At 72.3% G+C, this 22700-nt stretch carries 20 protein-coding genes; 8 read left to right on the top strand and 12 right to left on the bottom strand.

Annotated features, from left to right (window positions below):
- Positions 1 to 89: 89 nt before the first annotated feature.
- Together ACFY3J_RS27900 and ACFY3J_RS27905 are read right to left on the bottom strand one after the other, a co-directional pair.
- On the bottom strand, positions 90 to 1730 hold the full coding sequence (locus ACFY3J_RS27900; RefSeq protein ID WP_390841974.1) for an ABC-F family ATP-binding cassette domain-containing protein: 1641 nt from the start codon (positions 1728 to 1730) through the stop codon (positions 90 to 92).
- A 36-nt stretch (positions 1731 to 1766) separates the two neighbouring features.
- Complete coding sequence (locus tag ACFY3J_RS27905) at positions 1767 to 2798, bottom strand: oxidoreductase (protein ID WP_390841975.1); 1032 nt, start codon at positions 2796 to 2798, stop codon at positions 1767 to 1769.
- Between the two features lie 90 nt (positions 2799 to 2888).
- On the opposite strand from ACFY3J_RS27905, the gene ACFY3J_RS27910 reads away from it, so the two are divergent.
- The gene (locus ACFY3J_RS27910; RefSeq protein ID WP_390842011.1) at positions 2889 to 3824 is read left to right on the top strand and encodes an FAD-dependent oxidoreductase; all 936 of its coding nucleotides are present in this window, start codon (positions 2889 to 2891) and stop codon (positions 3822 to 3824) included.
- A gap of 150 nt (positions 3825 to 3974) precedes the next feature.
- A complete protein-coding gene (locus ACFY3J_RS27915; RefSeq protein ID WP_390841976.1) occupies positions 3975 to 5468 on the top strand; it encodes a M1 family metallopeptidase in 1494 nt (497 codons plus the stop codon).
- Positions 5469 to 5510: 42 nt separating this feature from the next.
- Here ACFY3J_RS27915 and ACFY3J_RS27920 read toward each other — a convergent pair whose 3' ends face one another.
- Both ACFY3J_RS27920 and ACFY3J_RS27925 read right to left on the bottom strand, forming a co-directional pair.
- Positions 5511 to 5993, bottom strand: coding sequence for a macro domain-containing protein (locus ACFY3J_RS27920; RefSeq protein ID WP_390841977.1), 483 nt, complete (start codon positions 5991 to 5993; stop codon positions 5511 to 5513).
- Between the two features lie 42 nt (positions 5994 to 6035).
- Positions 6036 to 7502: an amino acid permease gene (locus tag ACFY3J_RS27925; protein ID WP_384184491.1), complete on the bottom strand. Its 1467-nt coding sequence runs from the start codon at positions 7500 to 7502 to the stop codon at positions 6036 to 6038.
- Between the two features lie 238 nt (positions 7503 to 7740).
- Between ACFY3J_RS27925 and ACFY3J_RS27930 the strand changes: the two genes are divergently transcribed.
- Positions 7741 to 8493: a MerR family transcriptional regulator gene (locus tag ACFY3J_RS27930; RefSeq protein WP_390841978.1), complete on the top strand. Its 753-nt coding sequence runs from the start codon at positions 7741 to 7743 to the stop codon at positions 8491 to 8493.
- Positions 8494 to 8501: 8 nt separating this feature from the next.
- Here the strand turns inward: ACFY3J_RS27930 and ACFY3J_RS27935 are convergent, their stop codons facing one another.
- From ACFY3J_RS27935 to ACFY3J_RS27945, 3 genes are all read right to left on the bottom strand, one after another.
- Entirely contained in the window at positions 8502 to 10697 is a 2196-nt protein-coding gene (locus ACFY3J_RS27935; protein ID WP_390841979.1) for a 3-hydroxyacyl-CoA dehydrogenase NAD-binding domain-containing protein, read from the bottom strand.
- A 50-nt stretch (positions 10698 to 10747) separates the two neighbouring features.
- The gene (locus ACFY3J_RS27940; protein ID WP_390841980.1) at positions 10748 to 11962 is read right to left on the bottom strand and encodes an acetyl-CoA C-acetyltransferase; all 1215 of its coding nucleotides are present in this window, start codon (positions 11960 to 11962) and stop codon (positions 10748 to 10750) included.
- An 88-nt stretch (positions 11963 to 12050) separates the two neighbouring features.
- On the bottom strand, positions 12051 to 13250 hold the full coding sequence (locus ACFY3J_RS27945) for a CaiB/BaiF CoA transferase family protein (protein WP_390841981.1): 1200 nt from the start codon (positions 13248 to 13250) through the stop codon (positions 12051 to 12053).
- A 231-nt stretch (positions 13251 to 13481) separates the two neighbouring features.
- Here ACFY3J_RS27945 and ACFY3J_RS27950 point away from each other — a divergent pair, with 231 nt between their 5' ends.
- Positions 13482 to 14660, top strand: a complete 1179-nt coding sequence (locus tag ACFY3J_RS27950; RefSeq protein WP_390841982.1) for a saccharopine dehydrogenase family protein — start codon at positions 13482 to 13484, stop codon at positions 14658 to 14660.
- Positions 14661 to 14881: 221 nt separating this feature from the next.
- On the opposite strand, the gene mmpA is transcribed toward ACFY3J_RS27950, so the two are convergent.
- From mmpA to ACFY3J_RS27965, 3 genes are all read right to left on the bottom strand, one after another.
- Positions 14882 to 15028 carry a morphogenic membrane protein MmpA gene (gene mmpA, locus ACFY3J_RS27955; protein WP_384184505.1) on the bottom strand — a complete coding sequence of 49 codons (147 nt, stop codon included), beginning with the start codon at positions 15026 to 15028 and terminating at the stop codon, positions 14882 to 14884.
- A 162-nt stretch (positions 15029 to 15190) separates the two neighbouring features.
- The gene (locus ACFY3J_RS27960; RefSeq protein WP_384184508.1) at positions 15191 to 15892 is read right to left on the bottom strand and encodes an endonuclease V; all 702 of its coding nucleotides are present in this window, start codon (positions 15890 to 15892) and stop codon (positions 15191 to 15193) included.
- A 91-nt stretch (positions 15893 to 15983) separates the two neighbouring features.
- Positions 15984 to 16310 carry a plasmid stabilization protein gene (locus ACFY3J_RS27965; RefSeq protein WP_384184510.1) on the bottom strand — a complete coding sequence of 109 codons (327 nt, stop codon included), beginning with the start codon at positions 16308 to 16310 and terminating at the stop codon, positions 15984 to 15986.
- Positions 16311 to 16550: 240 nt separating this feature from the next.
- On the opposite strand from ACFY3J_RS27965, the gene ACFY3J_RS27970 reads away from it, so the two are divergent.
- Positions 16551 to 16967, top strand: a complete 417-nt coding sequence (locus ACFY3J_RS27970) for an SsgA family sporulation/cell division regulator (protein WP_384184512.1) — start codon at positions 16551 to 16553, stop codon at positions 16965 to 16967.
- 79 nt (positions 16968 to 17046) lie between these two features.
- On the opposite strand, the gene ACFY3J_RS27975 is transcribed toward ACFY3J_RS27970, so the two are convergent.
- Positions 17047 to 17718 carry a GPP34 family phosphoprotein gene (locus tag ACFY3J_RS27975; RefSeq protein WP_390841983.1) on the bottom strand — a complete coding sequence of 224 codons (672 nt, stop codon included), beginning with the start codon at positions 17716 to 17718 and terminating at the stop codon, positions 17047 to 17049.
- Between the two features lie 311 nt (positions 17719 to 18029).
- Here ACFY3J_RS27975 and ACFY3J_RS27980 point away from each other — a divergent pair, with 311 nt between their 5' ends.
- From ACFY3J_RS27980 to ACFY3J_RS27990, 3 genes are all read left to right on the top strand, one after another.
- Positions 18030 to 19655 carry an ABC-F family ATP-binding cassette domain-containing protein gene (locus ACFY3J_RS27980; protein WP_390841984.1) on the top strand — a complete coding sequence of 542 codons (1626 nt, stop codon included), beginning with the start codon at positions 18030 to 18032 and terminating at the stop codon, positions 19653 to 19655.
- Positions 19656 to 19950: 295 nt separating this feature from the next.
- Positions 19951 to 20727, top strand: a complete 777-nt coding sequence (ddaH, locus tag ACFY3J_RS27985) for a dimethylargininase (RefSeq protein ID WP_390841985.1) — start codon at positions 19951 to 19953, stop codon at positions 20725 to 20727.
- Positions 20728 to 20966: 239 nt separating this feature from the next.
- Positions 20967 to 21941: an acyl-ACP desaturase gene (locus tag ACFY3J_RS27990; protein ID WP_384184524.1), complete on the top strand. Its 975-nt coding sequence runs from the start codon at positions 20967 to 20969 to the stop codon at positions 21939 to 21941.
- Here ACFY3J_RS27990 and ACFY3J_RS27995 read toward each other — a convergent pair whose 3' ends face one another.
- Complete coding sequence (locus tag ACFY3J_RS27995; RefSeq protein ID WP_376408317.1) at positions 21942 to 22208, bottom strand: WhiB family transcriptional regulator; 267 nt, start codon at positions 22206 to 22208, stop codon at positions 21942 to 21944.
- Between the last annotated feature and the right edge of the window lie 492 nt (positions 22209 to 22700).

Below are 22700 nucleotides of genomic sequence, written 5' to 3' on the forward strand. Positions count from 1 at the left end.
CAGCTCGGCCTTCGGCCGTCCCGTCCTCGCCATCCGACCATCATGCCGACCAAACACCAACTTACGCAGCGAATTAACGACTCAGGACACTAGCGCTCCGTCACTTTGCCCGCGGCGACCTCCAGCCGGCGGGTGACGTGTACGGCGTCGAGCATGCGGCGGTCGTGGGTGACCAGCAGCAGGGTGCCCTGGTAGGAGTCCAGGGCCGATTCCAGTTGCTCGATGGCCGGCAGGTCCAGGTGGTTGGTGGGCTCGTCCAGGACCAGGAGGTTGACGCCCCTGCCCTGGAGGAGGGCGAGCGCGGCCCGGGTGCGCTCGCCCGGGGAGAGCGTCGCGGCGGGACGCGTCACATGGTCCGACTTCAGGCCGAACTTGGCGAGCAGCGTGCGCGCCTCCACCGGCTCGGTGTCCGGCACCGCCGCACAGAAGGCGTCCAGCAGGGCCTCGGGGCCGTGGAAGAGGCGGCGGGCCTGGTCGACCTCGCCGACCAGCACACCGGAGCCCAGGGCCGCGTGCCCGGAGTCCACCGGGATCCGCCCCAGCAGTGCGCCCAGCAGCGTCGACTTGCCCGCGCCGTTGGCGCCCGTGACCGCCACCCGGTCCGCCCAGTCGATCTGGAGGGACACCGGGCCGAGCACGAAGCCGCCGCGGCGCACCTCCGCGTCCCGGAGCGTGGCGACGACCGCGCCCGACCTCGGGGCCGACGCGATCTCCATGCGCAGCTCCCACTCCTTGCGGGGCTCCTCGACGACCTCCAGGCGCTCGATCATGCGCTGGGTCTGGCGGGCCTTCGCGGCCTGCTTCTCGCTGGCCTCGCTGCGGAACTTGCGGCCGATCTTGTCGTTGTCACCGCCCGCCTTGCGCCGGGCGTTCTTCACGCCCTTGTCCATCCAGGCGCGCTGCGTCTGGGCACGGTCCTGGAGGGCGGCCCGCTTGTCGGCGTACTCCTCGTAGTCCTCGCGGGCGTGCCGACGGGCCACCTCCCGCTCCTCCAGATAGGCCGCGTAGCCACCGCCGTAGAGGTTGATCTGCCGCTGGGCGAGGTCGAGTTCGAGGACCTTGGTGACGGTGCGGGTGAGGAACTCGCGGTCGTGGCTGACGACGACCGTTCCGGCGCGCAGCCCGGTGACGAACCGCTCCAGGCGCTCCAGGCCCGCCAGGTCGAGGTCGTTGGTCGGCTCGTCGAGCAGGAAGACGTCGTAGCGGGACAGCAGCAGCGAGGCGAGCCCCGCGCGGGCCGCCTGGCCGCCCGAGAGGGACGTCATGGGCTGGTCGAGGCCGACGGCCAGGCCGAGCGAGTCGGCGACCTCCTCGGCGCGTTCGTCCAGGTCGGCGCCGCCGAGGCCGAGCCACCGCTCCAGGCTGGTCGCGTACGCGTCGTCCGCGCCCGGCGCTCCCTCGACCAGAGCCTGCGTGGCCTCGTCCATCACCCGCTGGGCCTCGGCCACCCCGGTGCGCCGGGCGAGGAACTCCCGTACGGTCTCCCCGGGCCTCCGCTCCGGCTCCTGGGGAAGGTGCCCGACGCTCGCCGCCGGCGGGGACAGGGTGACCTCGCCCTGTTCCGGGGTGCTCAGTCCGGCGAGCATCCTGAGCAGCGTGGACTTGCCCGCGCCGTTGGCGCCGACCAGCCCGATCACGTCCCCGGGCGCGACGACGAGGTCCAGTCCGGCGAACAGCGCGCGGTCGCCGTGCCCGGCGGCGAGGTTCTTGGCAACGAGAGTGGCAGTCATCAGAGGACCGATCCTAATGGCCGTGCCCCGGCGCGCTCAGTGCGCCACCACCGCCACCAGCACGCCCCCTGCCGTCCGCGCCACCACGAAGGACTTGCCCTTCACCGCCCCGGGGTCCAGCGCGAGCCGGTGCCGGCCCGGCTCCAGGACGCCGTCGAAGACCTCCTGGGTGTGGCTGCGATGGAACCGGTCGAGGCGGTGGACGGCGAGCCGGACCCGGCAGGCGGAGGTGACCTCGACGTCCGCCGCGCCGTCCGCGGCCGCCAGCCGGGTCAGCCGGCGCCGCTCCACGGGACCGCGGTCCAGGGCCTGTTCGATCTGGGCGACCAGGAGCGGCAGGATCGGGGCCGGCCCGTCGACGTAGGCCACGTCGGCGCCCGCACGCTCGAAGGTGTCCCGGACGGCGGCGCGTTCGGCCGGGCCGACCGCCGGACCGAAGGCGACGGCACCGTACTGGCGCAGTTCGCCGGCATGGACGTGGAGCGCGTCGCGGGTGATGTCGGCGCCGATACCGATGGCGCGCAGGGCGGCGGCGAGTCTGGCGAGGACGGCGACCCTGGCCCCGACGAGCAGCACCCGGCGGCGGGGCGCGGGGTCACCGCCGTCCAGCAGCGCGCCCAGTGCCGCGCGGTACTCGGCGCCGGCGAAGCGGAACGGGCCGATGCCGTGGTAGCCGTCCCGTTCCAGGTCGGCGTGTTCGCCCGTCTGCCAGGCGAAGTCCCGCCAGAGGTAGTCCGCCTCGTCCGCGCCGGCCCTCTCGATGACGGCGGTGACCGCGCCGCAGGCCAGGTCCTCGCACTCGGGACAGCCGTAGATGAGGTACCGGCCGCCCGGCAGCGGCGCCTCGCTGTCCAGCAGCAGGCCGCGCACCTGGGCGGCGAGGATCGCGGGCGGTACGTCGGAGGCGAGCGGGGAGACCGCGTCCAGGTCGGCGAGCCGGAACAGCAGGGGCCGTCCGTCCACGACGAAGTCCACGAAGTCCCGGTGGAGCTGGTGACCGCCGTCGGCGAGGATCTCCCCGGGACGCGTCGCCGGGGCCAGGCCGAAGGTCGTGTACTCGGCAGGCATGCCGTGAGTATTCCCGGCCCGGGGGCGAGGTGAGCACGGTGTGCGCCTTCCGCTACCGTGCGCCGCGTGGACAGTGGGCCGGGTATCGAGGTGGTGGTGGTCGGCGGCGGCGTCATCGGGCTGACGACGGCCGTCGTGCTGGCCGAGCGCGGCCGGCGGGTGCGGGTGTGGACGCGTGAGCCGGCCGAGCGGACGACGTCGGCGGTCGCCGGCGCGCTGTGGTGGCCGTACCGGATCGAGCCGGAGTCGCTCGTCGGGGAGTGGTCGCTCGAATCCCTGGCGGTGTACGGGGAGTTGGCCGGGCGTGCCGATGAGACGGGTGTACGCCTGGTCGAGGGCGTGCACGGCGGGACGCGGCTCGACTCGCTGGGGCCGTGGGCGGCGCGGGTGCCCGGCCTGCGCCCGGCGCACGCCGGGGAGTGGGCGGCGGGCACGGCGCTGTGGGCGCGGCTTCCGCTGATCGACATGCCGGCTCATCTGCGGTGGCTGCGCGAGCGGTTGACCGCGGCGGGCGGCATCGTGGAGGAGCGGGTGGTGACGGATCTGGCGGCGGTCGACGTCCCGGTCGTCGTGAACTGCACCGGCCTCGGCGCCCGTGCGCTCGTCCCCGATCCCGCGATGCGTCCCGTGCGCGGTCAACTCGTCGTCGTGGAGAACCCGGGGATCACGACGTGGCTGACGTCCGTCGACCCCGCCTCGGATTCCCCCACCTACGTCTTCCCGCAGCCGGGCCGGCTCCTCCTCGGCGGCACGGCCGAGGAGGACGACTGGTCGCTGACGCCCGATCCGGCGGTGGCCGAGCGGATCGTCGAGCGGTGTGCGGCGCTCCGGCCGGAGATCGCCGCAGCGCGGGTGCTGGAGCACCGGGTCGGGCTGCGGCCCACCCGGCACGCGGTACGGCTGGAACGCGAGGAACTGCCGGACGGGCGGGTGCTGGTGCACAACTACGGGCACGGCGGGGCCGGGGTCACCGTGGCCTGGGGCTGTGCGCGTCGGGCGGCCGCGCTGGCGTACCCCGCCGCCTGAGCGGGCTGGGGCGGGAAAGGCCCCTGAGCATGTTTCACCCATGACGGCCGAATGGCGATCGTGTGACGGGAGTGGGCATGGACACGCCTGCGGCCACCGGGACTCAATAGGCTCCGAACGAACCTCGTGCCCCTACGACTTGGAGCTGACGTGCACCGCAGAATGATCGCGCCGGGCGCACTGGCGGCGGCCACCCTGCTGCTGGCGATCCCGGCATCGGCCGCGAGCCACTCCCCCGGCGCACCGGGCATCGGCGACCCCTACTACCCGTACTACGGCAACGGCGGATACGACGTCTCCCACTACGACCTCAGGCTGAAGTACCAGCCGGCCACGGACGAGCTGGAGGGCACGGCGACGATCGAGGCGCGGACCACGCAGGACCTGTCCAGCTTCGACCTGGACTTCCTGCTGGACGTCAGCGAGGTGCGGGTCAACGGCGCGACGGCCGCCTTCGCCGCCTCCGGTCAGCACGAACTGGTGGTCACCCCGAAGAAGCCGCTGGCCGAGAACACGCCGATCACGGTGGTGGTCCGCTACAGCGGGGTGCCGTCCACGAAGAGCGCGTACGGCTTCACCACCTGGCACCGCACCCCGGACGGCGGGATCGCGGCGGACGAGCCGGAGGCGGCCTGGTGGTGGTTCCCGAGCAACGACCACCCGAGTGACAAGGCCACCTACGACGTGTCGGTGGCCGTGCCGGACGGCACGCAGGCGATCTCCAACGGCACCCTCCAGTCGACCGGCTCGCAGCTCGGCTGGACCCGGTACAACTGGCGCCAGAACAAGCCGCAGGCCACGTATCTGGCCACGCTCGCGATCGGGAAGTTCGACATCACGACGGGCACGTCGGAGGACGGCGTCCCCGTCCTCAACGCCTACAGCAGGGACCTCGGCGACAACGCTGGGGCGGCGCGGGCGAGCGTCGAGCGCACCGGGGAGATCGTCGACTGGCTGAGCGGCTATTTCGGGCCGTATCCGTTCAGCTCGGCCGGCGGCTATGTGCCGAACACGACGACCGGGTACGCGCTGGAGACCCAGACCCGGGTGTACTACAGCCCGAGGCAGTTCGCCAACGGCTCCAACACGTCCGTCGTCGTGCACGAGCTGGCCCACCAGTGGTACGGCGACAGCGTGTCGCTCAAGGGCTGGAAGGACATCTGGATCAACGAGGGCTTCGCGCGCTACGCCCAGTGGCTGTGGTCCGAGCACGAGGGCGAGGGCACCGCGCAGGAGCTGGCGGACTGGGTGTACGCCTCGCACCCCGCCGACGACCCGTTCTGGACGGTCGCGCCGGGCGACCCGGGTCCGGACGACCAGTTCGACATCGCGGTCTACGACCGGGGCGCGCTCGCCGTCCAGGCGCTGCGCAACGAGATCGGCGACAAGGCGTTCTTCGCCCTCCTGAAGGGCTGGCCGAAGAAGCACGCCTACGGCAACGCCTCCGTGGCCGACTTCCAGAAGTACGCCGAGAAGATCTCCGGCAAGCCGCTCGCGGCCCTCTTCGACACCTGGCTGTTCCAGCCGGTCAAGCCGGCCGCCCCCGCCGCGCACGCGGCGTCCCTGGCGAAGACGCCGGCGGCTCCCGAGCAGCCGAGGTCGTGGAAGAAGATCGAGGCGACGAACGACGTGCACACGAGGTGACCCACGGCCGGGCGGCAGGGACGGACCCCGGGCCGCCCGGCCTCACCCCTCGTGGTCGTACACCGTCACCGCGACCCCCCGGCGCACCAGCCGCTTATCGATCAGCGGCTCGACCCGGTCCCAGGTGCCGCCGGCCAGGCCGCAGCCTATCCGGGGCATGTGGACGGACGCGCCGAGCTCGACCGCACGGACGGCGAGCCGGTCCAGTGCGGTGTCGATCGCCTCGTACCGCACGGGCGCGATGGCCTCGCCTCTCCGCCGGATGCCGCGTTGACCGATCATGTTGGCCACCCACACGTCCGGCTCCACCCGGACGAGCTGGACGGCACCGAGGCCGAAGTCGTTGTGCGCACGGTCCCGGTGCCAGGCCCGGTACGCGGCCTCCGGCTCCGGCCGGCGCCGGGAGAGGGCCTGGACGAAGCCCCTCCCCCAGCCGCCGATGTCGTTGCAGACGTGGGCGATCACCTTGACGTCCTCGGCCGAGGGCTCGGTGGCGTCACCCCGGATGTACATGATCTCCGGCATGACGCCACCGTACGGGGTGGCACTGACAGCGGGGTGGGGCCGTTACTCCGTGATTTCGGAGAGCTCCCGGTCGGCCGTCCGGGAGACGCGGCCGCGGACGCCGAACCAGCCGGCGACCAGAAGCAGGGCGATCAGCGGGATCAGCAGGAGGGTCTTGCGACCCACCTCGGGGTCGTTCCACATCATGGCAAGGCAGCCGACGAAGAAGGCGATCGTGGCGATCTCGGTGACCGGGCTGCCGGGAAGGCGGAAGTGCGGGCGGGTGAGCAGGCCGGCCTTGGCGCGGCGGACGAAGACCAGGTGGCAGATCATGATGGTCACCCAGGTGCTGACGATGCCGAGGGAGGCGACGTTCAGCACGATCTCGAAGGCCTGGCTGGGCATGAGGTAGTTCAGGCCGACGCCGAGTACGCAGACCGCGCAGGTCAGGAGGATGCCGCCGTAGGGGACCCGGGTGCGGCTCATCACCCCGGTGAACTTCGGAGCGGAGCCCGCCGCGGCCATGGAGCGCAGGATGCGGCCGGTGGTGTACAGGCCGGAGTTCAGCGACGACATGGCGGCCGTGAGCACGACGAGGTTCATGACGTCGCCGGCCGCCGGGATGCCGATCCGCGACAGGACGGTGACGAAGGGGCTCTCCCCGGCCGAGTAGACCGAACCGGGCAGCAGCAGGGCGAGCAGGATGACCGAGCCGACGTAGAACAGACCCACCCGCCACATGATCGAGTTCACCGCGCGCGGAATGACCTTCTCCGGCTCGGCGGTCTCACCGGCGGCGACACCGATCATCTCCAGGGCGGAGTAGGCGAAGATCACGCCCTGCATGACGAGGACGACCGGCATCACGCCGTGCGGGAAGAACCCGCCGTGGTCGGTGATCGAGCTCAGGCCCGGGGTCCGGCCGCCGACGTCGTGCTGCGTGGCCAGCAGGAAGACGCCGATCAGCATGAAGCCGACCAGGGTGGCGACCTTGACGATCGCGAACCAGAACTCCATCTCGCCGAAGATCTTCACCGAGATCAGGTTCACGGCGAGGACCACGGCGAGGGCGATCAGCGCGAGCACCCACTGCGGGACGGACGTGAACATGCTCCAGTAGTGCGTGTAGAGCGCGATCGCCGTGATGTCGGCGATACCAGTCGTCGACCAGTTCAGGAAGTACATCCAGCCGGCGACGTAGGCGCCCTTCTCGCCGAGGAACTCGCGCGCGTACGACACGAACGAGCCGGACGAGGGCCGGTACAGGACCAGCTCGCCGAGGGCACGGACGACGAAGAACGCGAAGACGCCGCACACGAGGTAGGCCAGCGCCAGCCCGGGGCCCGCGTTGTGCAGGCGACCGCCCGCTCCCAGGAAGAGTCCGGTGCCGATTGCGCCGCCGATGGCGATCATGTTGACGTGGCGGTGCTTGAGGTCCTTGCTGTATCCGGCGTCGCCCGCGTCGGCGGGCGTCCCGGTCGCCTGGGGGTGGGGGGCGACCTGTGCCGTGGGCACGGCATCCTTGCTCAAGGGTGGTTCCACTTTCTGGTGCCCCAGGCACGCGCCCGGGTGTCCGTACGTGTTGCGGCCCGCACCACCCATGTCGCGGCACAGACCAGAACGGCAGCTTCCCTGGCGGTCGATTCCCCTGCGATGGCGTACGTCACAGAGCGGGAATTCTCACACGCGTCATTCACTCGTCGGTCACCAGCCGTACACCGGCAGGTCAGGGCTTTCACAGCATCGGTGGGACAGCGATACTGCTGCGATGACGACCGACGCCGACGAGCCGACCCTCACGATCGACGAGCTGGCCGCGCGGGCCGGCGTCACGGTGCGCACGGTCCGCTTCTACAGCGGCCGGGGCCTGCTGCCGCCGCCGGTGATCGGTCCGCGCCGGGTGGGCCGCTACGGCCGGGAGCACCTGGCGCGCCTGGCGCTGATCGAGGAGATGCAGCTGCGGGGCATGACGCTCGCCGCGATCGAGCGCCATCTGCGCCAACTGCCGCCCGACCTCACCCCGCACGACCTCGCCATCCACCGCGCGGTGGTCGCGTCCTGGGCGCCGGACACCGTGGAGTCGCTGTCCCGGCGGGAGCTGGAGCGACGGGCCGGCCGGCCGCTCGGCGAGGAGGACGTCCGGCGGCTGGCCGCGATGAACGTCGTCGAGGCCGACGGCGAGTCCTTCCGCGTCGACACCGGTCTGCTGCGGCTCGGCGTGGAGCTCCTGGACGTGCCCCTGTCCCAGGAGACGATCCTCGCCGCCCGTACGGTGCTGACCGAGCACGCGCGTACCGCCGCCCACGAGCTGTCGAAGCTGCTGCGCGACGCCGTCGCCGAACGCGACACCCAGGATGTGAAGTCCCTGTCCGCCCATATGCACCCCCTGGTGGTGCAGGCCCTGCTGACCACCTTCCAGCGCTCGCTGAAGGAGGCGCTGCGGGAGTGGCTGGACACGGCCGGACGGGAGGGCCCCCGGGGAGCGGATCCCCGGAGGACCCAGGAGCCGCCGTCCGGCTGAGCGGCCCGTCAGCGCGCGTCGGTGAAGGTCTCCCCCTTCTCCGCCTTCGCCACCAGCAGCGCCGGCGGGGTGAACCGCTCGCCGTAGCGCTCGGCGAGTTCCCGCGCGCGTCCCACGAAGCCGGGCAGACCGGCCCCTGCCCCGGCGCCGCCGTCGTAGCCGTTGATGTACTGCAGCACCCCGCCGGTCCAGCCGGGGAAGCCGATGCCGAGGACCGAGCCGATGTTGGCGTCGGCGACGGAGGTCAGGACGCCCTCCTCCAGGAGCCTGACCGTGTCGAGCGCCTCGGCGAAGAGCATGCGCTCCTGCATGTCCCGGAAGGGGATCTCGTACCCCGGTGTCGTGAAGTGCTCACGCAGACCCGGCCACAGTCCGGCGCGAGCGCCGTCCTCGCCGTAGTCGTAGAAGCCGGCGCCGCCGCTGCGGCCCGTGCGGCCGAACTCGTCGACCATGCGGTCGACGATCGCGTCCGCGGGATGCGGGGTCCAGGTACCGCCCGCCTCCTCCACCGCCCGCCGCGACTCGGCCCGGATCTTCCGGGGCAGCGTGAGGGTCAGCTCGTCCATCAGGGACAGCACCTTGGCCGGGTAGCCCGCCTGGGCCGCCGCCTGTTCCACCGACGCGGGCTCGATGCCCTCGCCGACCATCGCCACGCCCTCGTTGATGAACTGGCCGATGACCCGGGAGGTGAAGAAGCCGCGCGAGTCGTTGACGACGATCGGGGTCTTGTTGATCTGCCGGACCAGGTCGAAGGCGCGGGCCAGTGCCTCGTCGCCGGTGCGCTCGCCCTTGATGATCTCGACCAGGGGCATCTTGTCCACGGGTGAGAAGAAGTGCAGCCCGATGAAGTCGGCCTGGCGCTCCACGCCTTCGGCGAGCAGGGTGATGGGCAGGGTGGAGGTGTTGGAGCACAGCAGCGCGTCCGGCGCGACGACCTGCTCGATCTCCTGGAACACCTTGTGCTTGAGCGCCGGGTCCTCGAAGACGGCCTCGATCACCGCGTCGCAGCCCGCTAGGTCGGCGACCTCCGCGGTGGGCGTGATGCGGGCGAGCACCGCGTCCGCCTTCTCCTGGCTGGTACGGCCCTTGGCGACGGCCTTGGCGCACAGCTTCTCCGAGTAGCCCTTGCCCTTGCCGGCGGCCTCCGGGGACACGTCCTTCAGGACGACCTCGATGCCCGCGCGGGCGCACGCGTAGGCGATGCCCGCGCCCATCATCCCGGCGCCGAGGACGGCCACCTTGCGGACCTGGCGGGGTTCGACGCCCTGGGGCCGGCTGGCCCCGGAGTTGACGGCCTGGAGGTCGAAGAAGAACGCCTGGATCATGTTCTTCGAGGTCTGCCCCGCGGCCAGTTCCACGAAGTAGCGGGCCTCGACGACCTGGGCGGTCTCGAAGTCGACCTGGGCGCCCTCGACGGCGGCGGCCAGGATGTTGCGCGGGGCCGGGTAGGGGGCGCCGTTCGTCTGCTTGCGCAGGCTGGCCGGGAAGGCGGGCAGGTTGGCGGCGAACTTCGGGTTCGCCGGGGTGCCGCCCGGAATGCGGTGGCCGGGCTTGTCCCATGGCTGTCGCGACTCGGGGTTGGCGTCGATGAAGGCGCGGGCCTTGGCCAGCAACTCCTCATGGGAGGTGGCCACTTCGTCGACGAGCCCGTTCTCCTGGGCGCGCCGCGCGTCGTACTGGTTGCCCTGGAGCAGCACCTTGAGCAGGGCGTCGGTGATGCCCAGCAGCCGTACGGTGCGGACCACCCCGCCGCCGCCGGGGAGCAGGCCGAGGGTCACCTCGGGGCAGCCGATCTTCGTACCGGGGGTGTCGAGCGCGATCCGGTGGTGGCAGGCCAGGGCGAGTTCGTAACCGCCGCCCAGGGCCGCGCCGTTGATCGCGGCGACGACGGGCTTGCCCAGGGTCTCGATACGGCGCAGGTTCCGCTTGAGCGCGAGGCCGCCGTCGAACAGCTCCTGGGCGGTGTCCGGGGTGACCCGGATCAGGTCGCGCAGGTCGCCGCCCGCGAAGAAGGTCTTCTTCGCGGAGGTGAGGATGACGCCGCGGACGGATTCCCGCTCCCTCTCCAGCCGGTCGGCGACGGCGGCGAGGGAGTCGCGGAACGCCTGGTTCATCGTGTTCGCGGACTGGTTGGGGTCGTCGAGGACGAGGGTGACGACGCCGGTGTCGTCCTGCTCCCAGCGGATGGTGGTGCTCTCGGTCATGTCGGGGTCTCCGTTGAAGTCTGGGTTCTGAGGGCGTCGCTGGGGGCGGGTCAGACGCGCTCGACGATCGTGGCGATGCCCATGCCGCCGCCGACGCAGAGGGTCGCTAGGCCGTAGCGCTTGTCCTGGCGCTCCAGTTCGTCGACGAGGGTGCCGAGGATCATCGCGCCGGTGGCGCCGAGCGGGTGTCCCAGCGCGATGGCGCCGCCGTTGACGTTGACCTTGTCCAGGGACAGGCCCATGTCCTTCACGAAGCGCAGCACGACCGCCGCGAACGCCTCGTTGATCTCGACGAGGTCGATGTCGTCGATGGTCAGGCCGGCCCTGGCGAGCGCCTTGCGGGTGGCGGGAGCGGGCCCGGTGAGCATGATGGTGGGCTCGGAGCCGGAGACGGCGGCGGAGACGATCCGCGCGCGGGGGGTGAGCCCGTACCGCTCGCCGACCTCGCGGGAGCCGACGGCGACGAGCGAGGCGCCGTCGACGATGCCGGAGGAGTTGCCCGCGTGGTGGACGTGGTCGATCTTCTCCACCCAGTGGTACTTCTGCAGGGCGACGGCGTCGAAGCCGCCCAGCTCGCCGATGTCCGCGAAGGACGGCTTGAGCGCCGCCAGCGAGTCGGCGGTGGTGCCGGGGCGCGGATGCTCGTCGTGGTCGAGGACGACGAGCCCGTTGCGGTCCCTGACCGGGACGACGGAGCGGTCGAAGCGGCCCTCCTTCCAGGCGGTGACCGCGCGCTCCTGGGACAGGGCCGCGTACTCGTCGACGTCCCGCCGGGAGAAGCCCTCGATGGTGGCGATCAGGTCGGCGCCGATGCCCTGCGGTACGAAGTTGACGGCGAGGTTGGTCATCGGGTCGTTGAACCAGGCGCCGCCGTCGGAGGCCATCGGCACCCGGGACATCGACTCGACGCCGCCTGCGAGGACCAGGTCCTCCCAGCCGGAGCGCACCTTGGCGGCCGCCAGGTTGACGGCCTCCAGGCCGGAGGCGCAGAAGCGGTTCTCCTGCACACCGGCCACCGTGTCCGGCAGTCCCGCGGCGATGGCGGCGATCCGGGCGATGTCGGAGCCCTGGTCGCCGATCGGGCCGACGACGCCCAGCACGATGTCGTCGACGGCGGCCGGGTCGAGTCCGGGGAAGCGGTCGCGGATCTCGTGGATGAGGCCGACGACCAGGTCGATGGGCTTCGTGCCGTGCAGGGCGCCGTTGGCCTTGCCGCGCCCGCGCGGGGTGCGGATCGCGTCGTACACGTACGCTTCGGTGCTCACTGACAAGCCTTTCGACGAGGGTGGTGTCCTGGGGGCGGGTGGGGGGACCCGGGGCGGGTCGGGGGAGCGTGTCGCGGTCGTGGGTCCGTCAGGAGCCGTCCTCCCCATCATCTGTCTTCCCGTCCGTCCCGTCCGTCCCGGCCATCCCGTCCTTCCCGTCCGCCAGGAGTGCGGGCAGGTCCCAGTCGCGGGCCACGGCCGCCGTGCCGTCGCCGGGCCGGGCGGGGCCGGTGCGGACGGCGGTGGGGGTGGCGGAGAAGCGGGGCGCGGGGGCGGGCTGGGTGAGGCCGGAGTGCTCCGTGAAGGTGCCGCGGGCGGCGAGGTGCGGGTGGTGCGGGGCCTCGCGCAGCGACAGCACCGGGGCCACGCAGGCGTCGGAGCCCTCGAAGACCGCGGTCCACTCCTGCTGGGTGCGGGACTTGAAGCGGGCCGCGACCGCCTCGCGCAGTTCCCCCCAGCGGGTGTGGTCGGTACGGGCCCCGGCGTGCTCAACCAGGCCGAGCAGTCCGGTGAACTCGTCGTAGAACCGCTGCTCCAGGGCGCCGACCGCCATGTACCGGCCGTCCGCGGTCTCGTAGGTGCCGTAGTACGGGCAGCCGCCGTCCAGGAGGTTGGCCCCACGCCGGTCCTGCCAGACGCCGGCGGCGAGCATGCCGTGGATCATCGCGGAGAGGTGGGCGGTGCCGTCGACGATCGCGGCGTCCACGACCTGGCCGGCGCCGGTCGCGCGCGCGTGGTGCAGGGCGGCGAGGACGCCGACCACGAGGTAGAGGGAGCCCCCGGCGTAGTCGCCGAGGAGGTTGGCGGGAACGGCCGGGGGTGCGTCCGGTTCGCCGATCATGCCGAGGGTGCCGGTCACGGCGATGTAGGCGATGTCGTGTCCCGCGCGCGGGGCGAGCGGTCCGTCCTGGCCCCACCCGGTCATCCGGCCGTAGACCAGCCGCGGGTTGCGGGCGTGGCAGGCCCCGGGGCCGACGCCGAGGCGCTCGGCGACGCCGGGGCGGTAGCCCTCGATGAGGATGTCGGCGCGGGCGGCGAGGTCGAGGACGCGGGCGGGGCCGCCCGGGGACTTCAGGTCGACGACCACCGAGCGCTTGTTGCGGTTGGTGATGTCGTGGGCGGGGTCGATGCCGAGTCCGGTGCCGCCGGGGCGGTCCACCCGGACGACGTCGGCGCCCAGGTCGGCCAGCAGCATCGCTGCGAACGGGCCGGGACCGATGCCGGCCAGCTCGACCACGCGCACACCGGTCAGCGGGCCGTGCGGCCCCGCCGCCTCTGCCGTTGCCATCCGGTCCCCTCACTGTGACACAACCGATGTAACACCGATGATGCTAAGAACGTGTTCCAGCGGATACAAGCCCTCGGCGAGCAAGCGCTTAGCCGAGGCGTACCCGGTGGCCTCGTGGTCGTATCCCGCACCGCCGGACCGTCACCCCAGGGACCTCGCCGCCGGACCGCGCACTCCTCACGCTAGCCTCGGCCACGGGCAGCGGCGCGGGCTGCGAGAGCGAGGAGTGTCATGAGCAGGCTGAAAAACTCCGACCGTCCGTACGACATCGTCCTCTTCGGAGCCACCGGCTTCGTGGGGGCGCTCACCGCCGAGTACCTCGCCGCGCACGCCCCCGAGGGGCTGCGCTGGGCGATCGCCGGTCGCAGCGAGGAACGGCTGAAGGAACTGCGCGAGCGGCTGCCCTCGGGTGCGTCCGTCGGAGTGCTACGCGCGGACGCGGCCGACCCGGACTCCCTGCGCGACCTCGCCCGGCAGGCGCGTGTGCTGGCCACGACCGTGGGCCCGTACGCGGCCATGGGCGAGGCGCTCGTCGCAGCCTGCGCCGACACCGGCACGGACTACCTGGACCTGTGCGGCGAGCCCGAGTTCGTGGACCTGGTGTACGTCCGGCACGACGCACGCGCGCGCGAGACCGGGGCACGCCTGGTGCACGCCTGCGGCTTCGACTCCGTCCCGCCCGACCTGGGCGTGTACTTCACCGTCCGGCAGCTGCCGGAGGGCGTACCGCTGACCGTGGACGGATTCGTCCGGGCGGACGCCGCCTTCTCGGGCGGGACCCTCGCGTCGGCGCTCAGCCAGTTCGCCCGTCCCCTGCGGATCCGGGCCGCCGCGCGGGACCGGGCGCGGCACGAGCCGCGGCTGCTGGGGCGGCGGGCGGTCACGCCGACGGGCGCGCCGCGGTTCGCCGGGGAGGTGGGCGCCTGGGCGGTGCCGCTGCCGACCATCGACCCGCAGATCGTGCGGCGCTCCGCGCGCGTGCTGGAACGTTACGGCCCGGACTTCCGCTACCGCCACTACGCGGCCGTACGGCACCTGCCGGTCGCCGTGGGCGGTGCCGCCGCCCTCGGCGCGGTCATGGCCGCCGCCCAACTGCCCCCCGCCCGGCGCTGGTTGTCCGGACGACTGCAGCCCGGTGAGGGGCCCAGCGCGGAGAAGCGGGCCAGGAGCTGGTTCTCGGTGCGGTTCGTGGGCGAGGGCGGCGGACGGCGGGTGTTCACCGAGGTGGCGGGCGGCGACCCGGGGTACGGCGAGACGGCGAAGATGTTCGCCGAGGCGGCGCTCGCTCTGGCCCTCGACGACCTCCCGCGGACGGCGGGCCAGGTCACCACGGCGGTGGCCATGGGCGACGCCCTCATCGACCGCCTGCGCCGGGCGGGCATCACCTTCCGGATCGCGACGAGCCGCTAGAGCCTGTCTCACATTCCCGTCGTCCGCCCGAAGGGCGGGCCGCGCGGCGTCCGGTGCGTGCGATCGCAAGGCGCCGGAGCGTCCTCGTGGCGGAGCCACGTGGGCGGTTCGGCAACGCGGCTGGGAGTCCCCCCTGCTCGAAGAGCTTGGGGGGAGTGCGTGCCAGACGCCGAGCGGCAGGCGGGAATGTGACGACAGGGCCTAGCTAGGACCCGACCGGTTCACAGCGACCATTCGGCCACGGTCCAGATCATCCCGCCTATCCAGCCGAGCCCGGCCAGCACGGCGAGGATCAGGGTGGCGTTCACGGCACGCTCCACGGGGCGGGCCGGGTCGGTGAGGGGCTTGTGGGAACGGGGCGTCGTCATGCGCCCCAGCCTGCCCGTGAGCCCCACCGGCCACATCCGTACGGATACTCAGATGGCGTACTCACGACCGAGTCTCGGAGCCGGACCCCGGAACCGGCCCCCGGGACCGGGCCTCGGGACCGGGCCTCGGGACCGGACACGCGGCTCCGCGCCCGCGCCCTGCTAGGACCTGTCCGCCGTCGCCTCCCGGAGGGCGCGGCGGCACAGGGCGTCGGCGCGGCGGGTCGTCTCCGGGAGGCGGTAGTCCGGGGTGAGGGCGAGGGTGTGCGCGCAGGCGTTGTCCAGGCTCACCCGGTGGCCGACGGAGACGAAGACCGGCTTGACGCCGTCCCGGGTGCGCAGGGCCCGGCCGACCTCGTCGACGCCGGCGAGCAGCGGGGAGGCGCTGCCGCGCGGGGTGTCCGGATCCTCGTGGGTGAAGGTGAACGGATTCTTGGCGACGCCGATCGTCGGCAGCCCGGTCAGCACACCGAGGTGGCTCGCCAGTCCGAAGCGCCGGGGGTGGGCCAGGCCGTAGCCGTCGCAGACGACCAGGCCGGGCGGGCAGGGCAGGGCGTCCAGCGCGGCGAGCACGGTGGGGATCTCACGGAAGGCCAGCAGCCCCGGCACGTACGGGAAGGAGATCCGCCCGACGGCGGTGGTCCCGGCGACGACGCGCAGGGTGGCCGCGTCCAGGACGACGGCCGCCGCCGCGACGAGGTCCCGCTCGTCGTCGTAGGCCACGTCGACTCCCGTGACGTGGCCCGTACCGGGCGGCGGGCCCGGCTCGTCCCGCACCACCCGTTCGCGCAACTCGTCCTGGACGGCGCGGGCCTGCTCCTCGGTGGCGGGCCAGCCCTCGGGAATGCGTACGGTCGTCGTCATGATGGGCCGAGCGTACGGCCACCGGGTACGGAACGGCGGGGCGGGCCCGCGTTCCTGACCGGAGGCGGGCCCGCCCGGCTGGGCGCCGGGGTCAGCCTCTGCCCAGGGCCTGCCGCAGCTGCTGCTTGTTCATGTCCGAGCGACCGTGGATGTTGCGCCGCTTGGCCTCCTCGTAGAGCTGGTCGTAGGTGGGCCCCTCGGAGCCCCGGCCCGAACGCTGCCCGCCCCGCCTGCCGGAGGACATGTCCTGGATGGAGGTGCGGCCGACGGTCTTCGACTCGCCGCTGCGGGCACGCTCCTTGTTCACCGTGCGCGCGGCGATCTCCCTGGCGCGTTCGGTGCTCTCCCCCCGGCCCTGCGCGCTCTGCTTGATGTGCTCGTACTGGCGCTCGCGCTTGGAACTGGAACCGCGTGGCATGCCGTTCACTTCCTTTCTGTGCAAGGAACGGATACCCGCAATTCTGGATCGGTTCGCCATATCGGGCGATATCCAGTCCTCCAGTCGAGCGACGCGACAGCCGCGTCACGTCCGTGAATGATCGCGGTGACGGAGGTCACTCACTCCTCGTGTGCACGGATCGGCGGCTTCCGTCGTCTCTTCCAGTGCCCGGCCTCATCCGCCCGGAGGTTCGTCCAGCCGTCACAAGGGAGCAAGGCCTTGTCCACCGACATCGAGCAGTTCGTGGAGGCGCGCCTGGTCTCCGCCACGCCACGGATGCCCAGCATTCCCGCCACGCTGCACTACGACCGGCGCGACCCGTTCGCCGTCCGTATGACCTTCCCGGCCCCGGCCACCCTCGAAGGCGTGGACGTCTGCTGGCTCTTCGCCCGTGACCTGCTGGCGGCCGGTCTGAGGGAGCCCGAGGGCGACGGCGACGTACGGGTGCGGCCGTACGGGTTCGACCGCACCGTCCTGGAGTTCCACGCCCCCGAGGGCAAGGCGGTGGTGCACGTCCACAGCGGTGAGATACGGCGCTTCCTGGAGGCCACGAGTGAGCTGGTGCCGCTCGGTCTGGAGCACCTCCAGTTCGACCTGGACCACGATCTGGCGGAGCTGATGCGGGACGCCTGCTGACGGCACCCGCCCGGTCCCGGGCCCGTCGCCCCCGGTCCGGGCCCCGGGATCGATGGCCCCGGGGCCCGGACCGTTCCGGTCAGCCGCTCGCCGCGGCGGCGGCCGCGGTGGTCGCCATGACCACCGCCGCGCTCACCTCGCGCACCACCCGGCGCAGCGCGGGGGCCGCGGCTCCGCTGCGCTCGGTCAGCTCCTCGATGCGCTGCCGGTGTCGCCTGCGCTCCTTGGCGGGCACCAGGGTGCGCAGTTCGGCGGCGGCCGCGAGGGCGACGACGGCCGCGTCGCGTTCGGAGACCTCCGCGGCCGGCAGCGGGCCCTCCAGCGCCCGGCGTGCCTCCTCCCGCAGCGCGTCCACGACGGCGACGCGCTCCAGGGCGTAGTCCACGGACGGGAGGACACCGAGGACCCGGCGCCGCTCGGCGCGCAGGAACCCTTCGGCGGCCAGCTGCTCCCGCACGGCGTCGAGGGTGGTCCTGGCGTGCAGCGTCACCCAGGCCTTCCAGCGGCGGGGCCGGGACTCCCGGACGAGTTCGAGCAGTCCGTCGAGCACCGGGTCCCCGGTGTCGGCGTCCAGGCCGGCGGGTACGGCGACACCGTCGTCGTCGACGAGCAGCCCGCGCTGGGCCAGCTCGGTCAGGGCGCCGGCCCGGACCAGGTGGTGCAGTTGGGCGGTGCCGGTGATCTTCAGCCGCTCGGTGTCCCAGGCCAGCAGGTACAGCCGCGCGGGCAGCGAGAGCGAACCGTCGGGCACGGGGGCCTCCTTCCGGGGGGCCCGGGCCCACCCATTATTTCTTTGACAGGTGTCCCGGCCCCTCCTACCGTTTGCAGCGGTTCTGTTGCCGTCGATTGGAGAAGGACGTTGCTCGTCTGAGGTCCTGAGGCACCGCGTCGCACCGGTCAGGTGTGTGCGTGGCGCGCGACCTCGGCGTCCGAGCCGTCCCGAAGGAAATCCGGCCCAGGGCTCTTCTCATGCCCCGTGACCCCCGTTCCACACGGTGACCTCGCCCTGCGGTGTCTCACACGCGTCTGCCCCTGACCGCACCCAGCAATCGCGAGGCGCCCATGTCCTCATCCATCACCTGTACCTCCCTCTCCTTCGCCTGGCCCGACGGCAGCCCCGTCTTCACCGGCCTCGACATCGCCTTCGGTCCCGGCAGGACCGGCCTGGTCGGTGTCAACGGCTCAGGAAAGTCCACCCTGTTGAAGCTGATCGCCGGCGAGCTCGGACCGGCCGACGGTACCGTCCGCGTCGCCGGCGAGGTGGGACACCTTCCGCAGAACGTCACGCTCGACACCGCGCTGCGGGTCGACGAGGCGCTCGGCATCGCCGTGCAGCGGGCCGCGCTGCACGCCATCGAGGCCGGTGACGTCTCCGAGGAGCACTTCGAGACGGTCGGCGACGACTGGGACGTGGAGGAGCGCGCCCTGGCCACCCTCGGCGAGCTCGGGCTCGGCCGGATCGACCTGGACCGCACCATCGGCGAGGTCTCGGGCGGCGAGTCGGTGCTGCTGCGGCTGGCCGCGCTGCTGCTGCGCCGGCCGGACGTGCTGCTGCTGGACGAGCCGACCAACAACCTCGACCTGTACGCGCGCCGCCGGCTGTACGCGGCCGTCGAGTCCTGGCCGGGCGTGCTGGTCGTGGTCAGCCACGACCGCGAACTCCTGGAGCTGGTGGACCAGATCGCCGACCTCGGCTCCGGCCGGGTCACCTGGTACGGCGGGAACTTCTCGGCGTACGAGGAGGCCCTCGCCCTGGAGCAGGAGGCTGCCGAGCGCATGGTGCGCGTCGCCGAGGCCGACCTGCGCAAGCAGCAGCGGGAACTGGCCGACGCCCAGGTCAAGCTGGCCCGGCGCAAGCGGTACGGACAGAAGATGTGGGACCAGAAGCGCGAGCCGAAGATCGTCATGGGTGCCCGCAAGCGCGCGGCGCAGGAGTCCGCGGGCAAGCACCGCATCCTGCACGAGGAGCGGCTCGCCGAGGCCAGGGAACGGCTCGACGAGGCGGTGGAGGCGGTGCGGGACGACGACGAGATCCGCGTCGACCTGCCGAACACGGCCGTACCGCCGGGCCGTACCGTGCTCACCCTGCGGGATCTGGAACTGGCTTACGGCGCGCGCGTGGACGGAGGTCTCGACCTGCGCGGTCCCGAGCGGGTCGCGCTGATCGGGCGCAACGGGGCGGGCAAGACGACGCTGCTGCGCACCGTCGCCGGGGAGCTGCCACCGCTGTCGGGCGAGGTGACCGCGCATGTGCCGGCGCGGTTCCTGCCGCAGCGGCTGGACATCCTCGACGGCGAGCTGAGCGTGGCCGAGAACGTGGCCCGTCTCGCGCCGGGCGCCACCAACAACCGGATCCGGGCCCGGCTGGCCCGCTTCCTGTTCCGGGGCGCCCGCGCCGACCAGCTCGCGGCGACGCTGTCCGGCGGCGAACGCTTCCGGGCCGCACTGGCCGCGCTGCTGCTGGCGGAGCCCGCGCCGCAGTTGCTCATGCTCGACGAGCCGACCAACAACCTGGACATGGCGAGCGTGCGCCGGCTGACGACGGCCCTGGAGTCCTACGAGGGTGCTCTGATCGTGGCCAGCCACGACCTGCCGTTCCTGGAGTCCCTCGGCATCACCCGCTGGCTCCTGCTGGAGGAAGGAGAACTGCGGGAGACCACCTGGGAATCCGTCGTGGATCCCGCCTAGGGTCTTTCGTCTGGATCGGGCCGGATCAGGGAGCGGGGTCTGGTGCCGTGGATCGCGAGGCGGAGGAGGGCGGCAGGGCGGAGCCCTGCCGCCCGACGACAACGCGGCTGGGGGTACCCCCTGCTCGAAGAGCTCGGGGGAACGGTGCCAGGGCCCGCGAGCCCGGCGTGATCCGAACGAGAGGCCCCGGGGTTCGGCGGGCTTTTGTCGGGGCGGACGCTTGTCGCATGATGGCGGCCCGGTGCGGTCACGGCCGCGCCGGGAACCGCCCACGCGTAGACACGAAAGGCCCCTCGTGCCCAGCAAGAAGGCCCTCGTCCGCCACCCCGGTCCGCGGCTCGCCGAAGGGCTGGTGACCCATGTCGAGCGGCAGGAGGTCGACGTCGAACTGGCGGTGCGGCAGTGGGAGACGTACGTCGAGGCGCTGCGCGGCCACGGCTGGGAGACGGTCGAGGTCGAACCGGCCGACGACTGCCCCGACGCGGTGTTCGTGGAGGACACCGTCGTCGTCTACCGGAACGTCGCCCTGATCACCCGTCCGGGCGCCCGGTCCCGGCGGGGCGAGACCGCCGGGGTGGAGCAGGCCGTGGCCCGTCTGGGCTGCTCGGTGAACTGGGTCCGGGAGCCGGGCACGCTGGACGGCGGGGACGTGCTGAAGGTCGGCGACACGGTCTACGTCGGCCGTGGCGGGCGCACCAACGCGGTCGGCGTGCAGCAGTTGCGGGCCGTGTTCGAGCCGCTCGGGGCGCGGGTCGTGACCGTACCGGTGAGCAAGGTGCTGCATCTGAAGTCGGCGGTGACGGCGCTGCCCGACGGGACGGTCATCGGGCACATCCCGAAGGTGGACACGCCGTCGCTGTACCCGCGTTTCCTGCCGGTGCCGGAGGAGTCCGGCGGCCATGTGGTGCTGCTCGGCGGCGACAGGCTGCTGATGGCGGCGAGCGCGCCGAAGACGGCGGAACTGCTGGGCGACCTCGGCTTCGAGCCGGTCGTGGTGGACATCGGCGAGTTCGAGAAGCTCGAAGGCTGTGTGACGTGCCTCTCGGTGCGGCTGCGGGAGTTGTACGCCTGACAAGGCGGGCGGCGTCTCTCCCAGCCCCTGGACCTGCGATCCTGGGATGCTTCTGGGCGTCCGTCAACTTCTTTGCGGCACCCTTCTGATCAGCCACCTTTACGGCGAACTTAACCTACGGATTCGTAACCTACGGATTCGTAGCCTACGATCCCGTAGGTTCCCGTGCACCGCTCGCCGGGCTCGTTCCGTTCCGCCCTGCCCGCCACCGCTTCCCCGCGCGTCCCCCTGGAGTTTCCGTGACCCTCACCTCCCCTCACCTCGGCAGCCCGTCCACGTGGACCGACGCGCGGCTGCTGTACGCGCTGGAGGAAGTGGTCGAGAAGGAGCTGAACCGGCATCTGACGGTCGCCAAGGACTGGATGCCGCACGAGTACGTGCCCTGGAGCGACGGCCGCAACTTCCCCGGCCTCTTCGAGGACGGCGAGGCCTGGGACAAGGAGCAGTCCAAGGTCACGGATGTCGGCCGGATCGCCCTGGTGGTCAACCTGCTGACCGAGGACAACCTCCCCAGCTACCACCACGAGATCGCCACCCTGTTCGGCCGGGACGGCGCCTGGGGCACGTGGGTGCACCGCTGGACGGCCGAGGAGGGCCGGCACGGCATCGTGATGCGCGACTACCTGCTCGCCTCGCGCGCGGTCGACCCGGACAAGCTGGAGCAGTTCCGGATGGCGCACATGAGCGAGGGCTTCGAGTCCGACAACCGGCACTCGATGCTGCACTCGGTCGCGTACGTCGCCTTCCAGGAGCTCGCCACCCGTATCTCGCACCGCAACACCGGGCACCAGTCCGGCGATCCGGTCTGCGACCGCATGCTGGCGCGCATCGCGACGGACGAGAACCTGCACATGGTCTTCTACCGCAACCTGCTCAAGGCGGCCTTCGAGATCGCGCCCGACCTGACCATGCAGGCCGTGCGGGACGTGGTGGTCAACTTCCGCATGCCCGGCCACGGCATGCCCGGCTTCGAGCGGGCGGCGGCCCAGATGGCCATCGGCGGGGTCTACAACCTGCGCATCCACCACGACGACGTGCTCCAGCCGGTGCTGCGCTTCCTGAAGGTGCTGGAGATCGACGGCCTCGGCCCCGAGGGCCTGCAGGCGCAGGAGGAGCTGGGCCTGTTCATGGGCGGGCTGAACGACGAGGCGACGAAGTTCGACGAGCGGCTCGCCGCGCGGCGGGCGCGGATGGCGGCGCGGGCCGGCGCCTGATCAGCCGTTCGCGCACGGGGCGGACCGCTCGGTCCGCCCGAGGGCCTGCCGCTCCTTCTCGGACAGGCCGCCCCAGACGCCGAAGCGTTCGTCGTTCGCGAGGGCGTACTCCAGGCAGGCCGAGCGCATCTCGCACATCCCGCAGATGCGCTTCGCCTCACGCACCGAGCTGCCCGGCTCGGGAAAGAAGAAGTCGGCCCCGGTCTGCGCGCACAGGGCCCGGTCCTGCCAGGCGATGCCGGCCGGGGTGGTCGTCTCGAAGTGCATGAACGGGATCGTGCCGGTCGACGCGAAACATTCGATCAACACCGACTCAACGCGCCCCCCACGGCCAGTCTCCGCCCCGATGATGGCCTCACGACGACCCGCACCGCACGGCGGCGCGCGGATCGCCCAGAAAACACGAGGCGACTCCACACGTGACGGAAACGACGCCCACCGGGCCGACCACCGCGGCCCGGGTGAACGCCACCACCGGGCCGACCACCAGGACCAGGTGACTGCCGTCAGCGGGGTGACCGGGCGGGCGGGTGAACGCCACCACCGGGGCCGACCACCGGGGCCAGGTGACCGCCGTCAGCGGCACGACCGCAGCGGGCGGGTGAAGGCCTCGGCGGAGGACGACCCCCGCTGCCGGGCGACCACCGCCGGCGGGTCCACCGCCGCGGCCGGGTGAACGCCACCAACGGGCCGACCACCGCGACCAGGTGACTGCCGTCAGCGGGGTGACCGGGGCGGGCGGGTGAACGCCACCACCGG

The sequence above is a fragment of the Streptomyces sp. NPDC001231 genome, assembly GCF_042896885.1.
Lineage (GTDB): Bacteria > Actinomycetota > Actinomycetes > Streptomycetales > Streptomycetaceae > Streptomyces.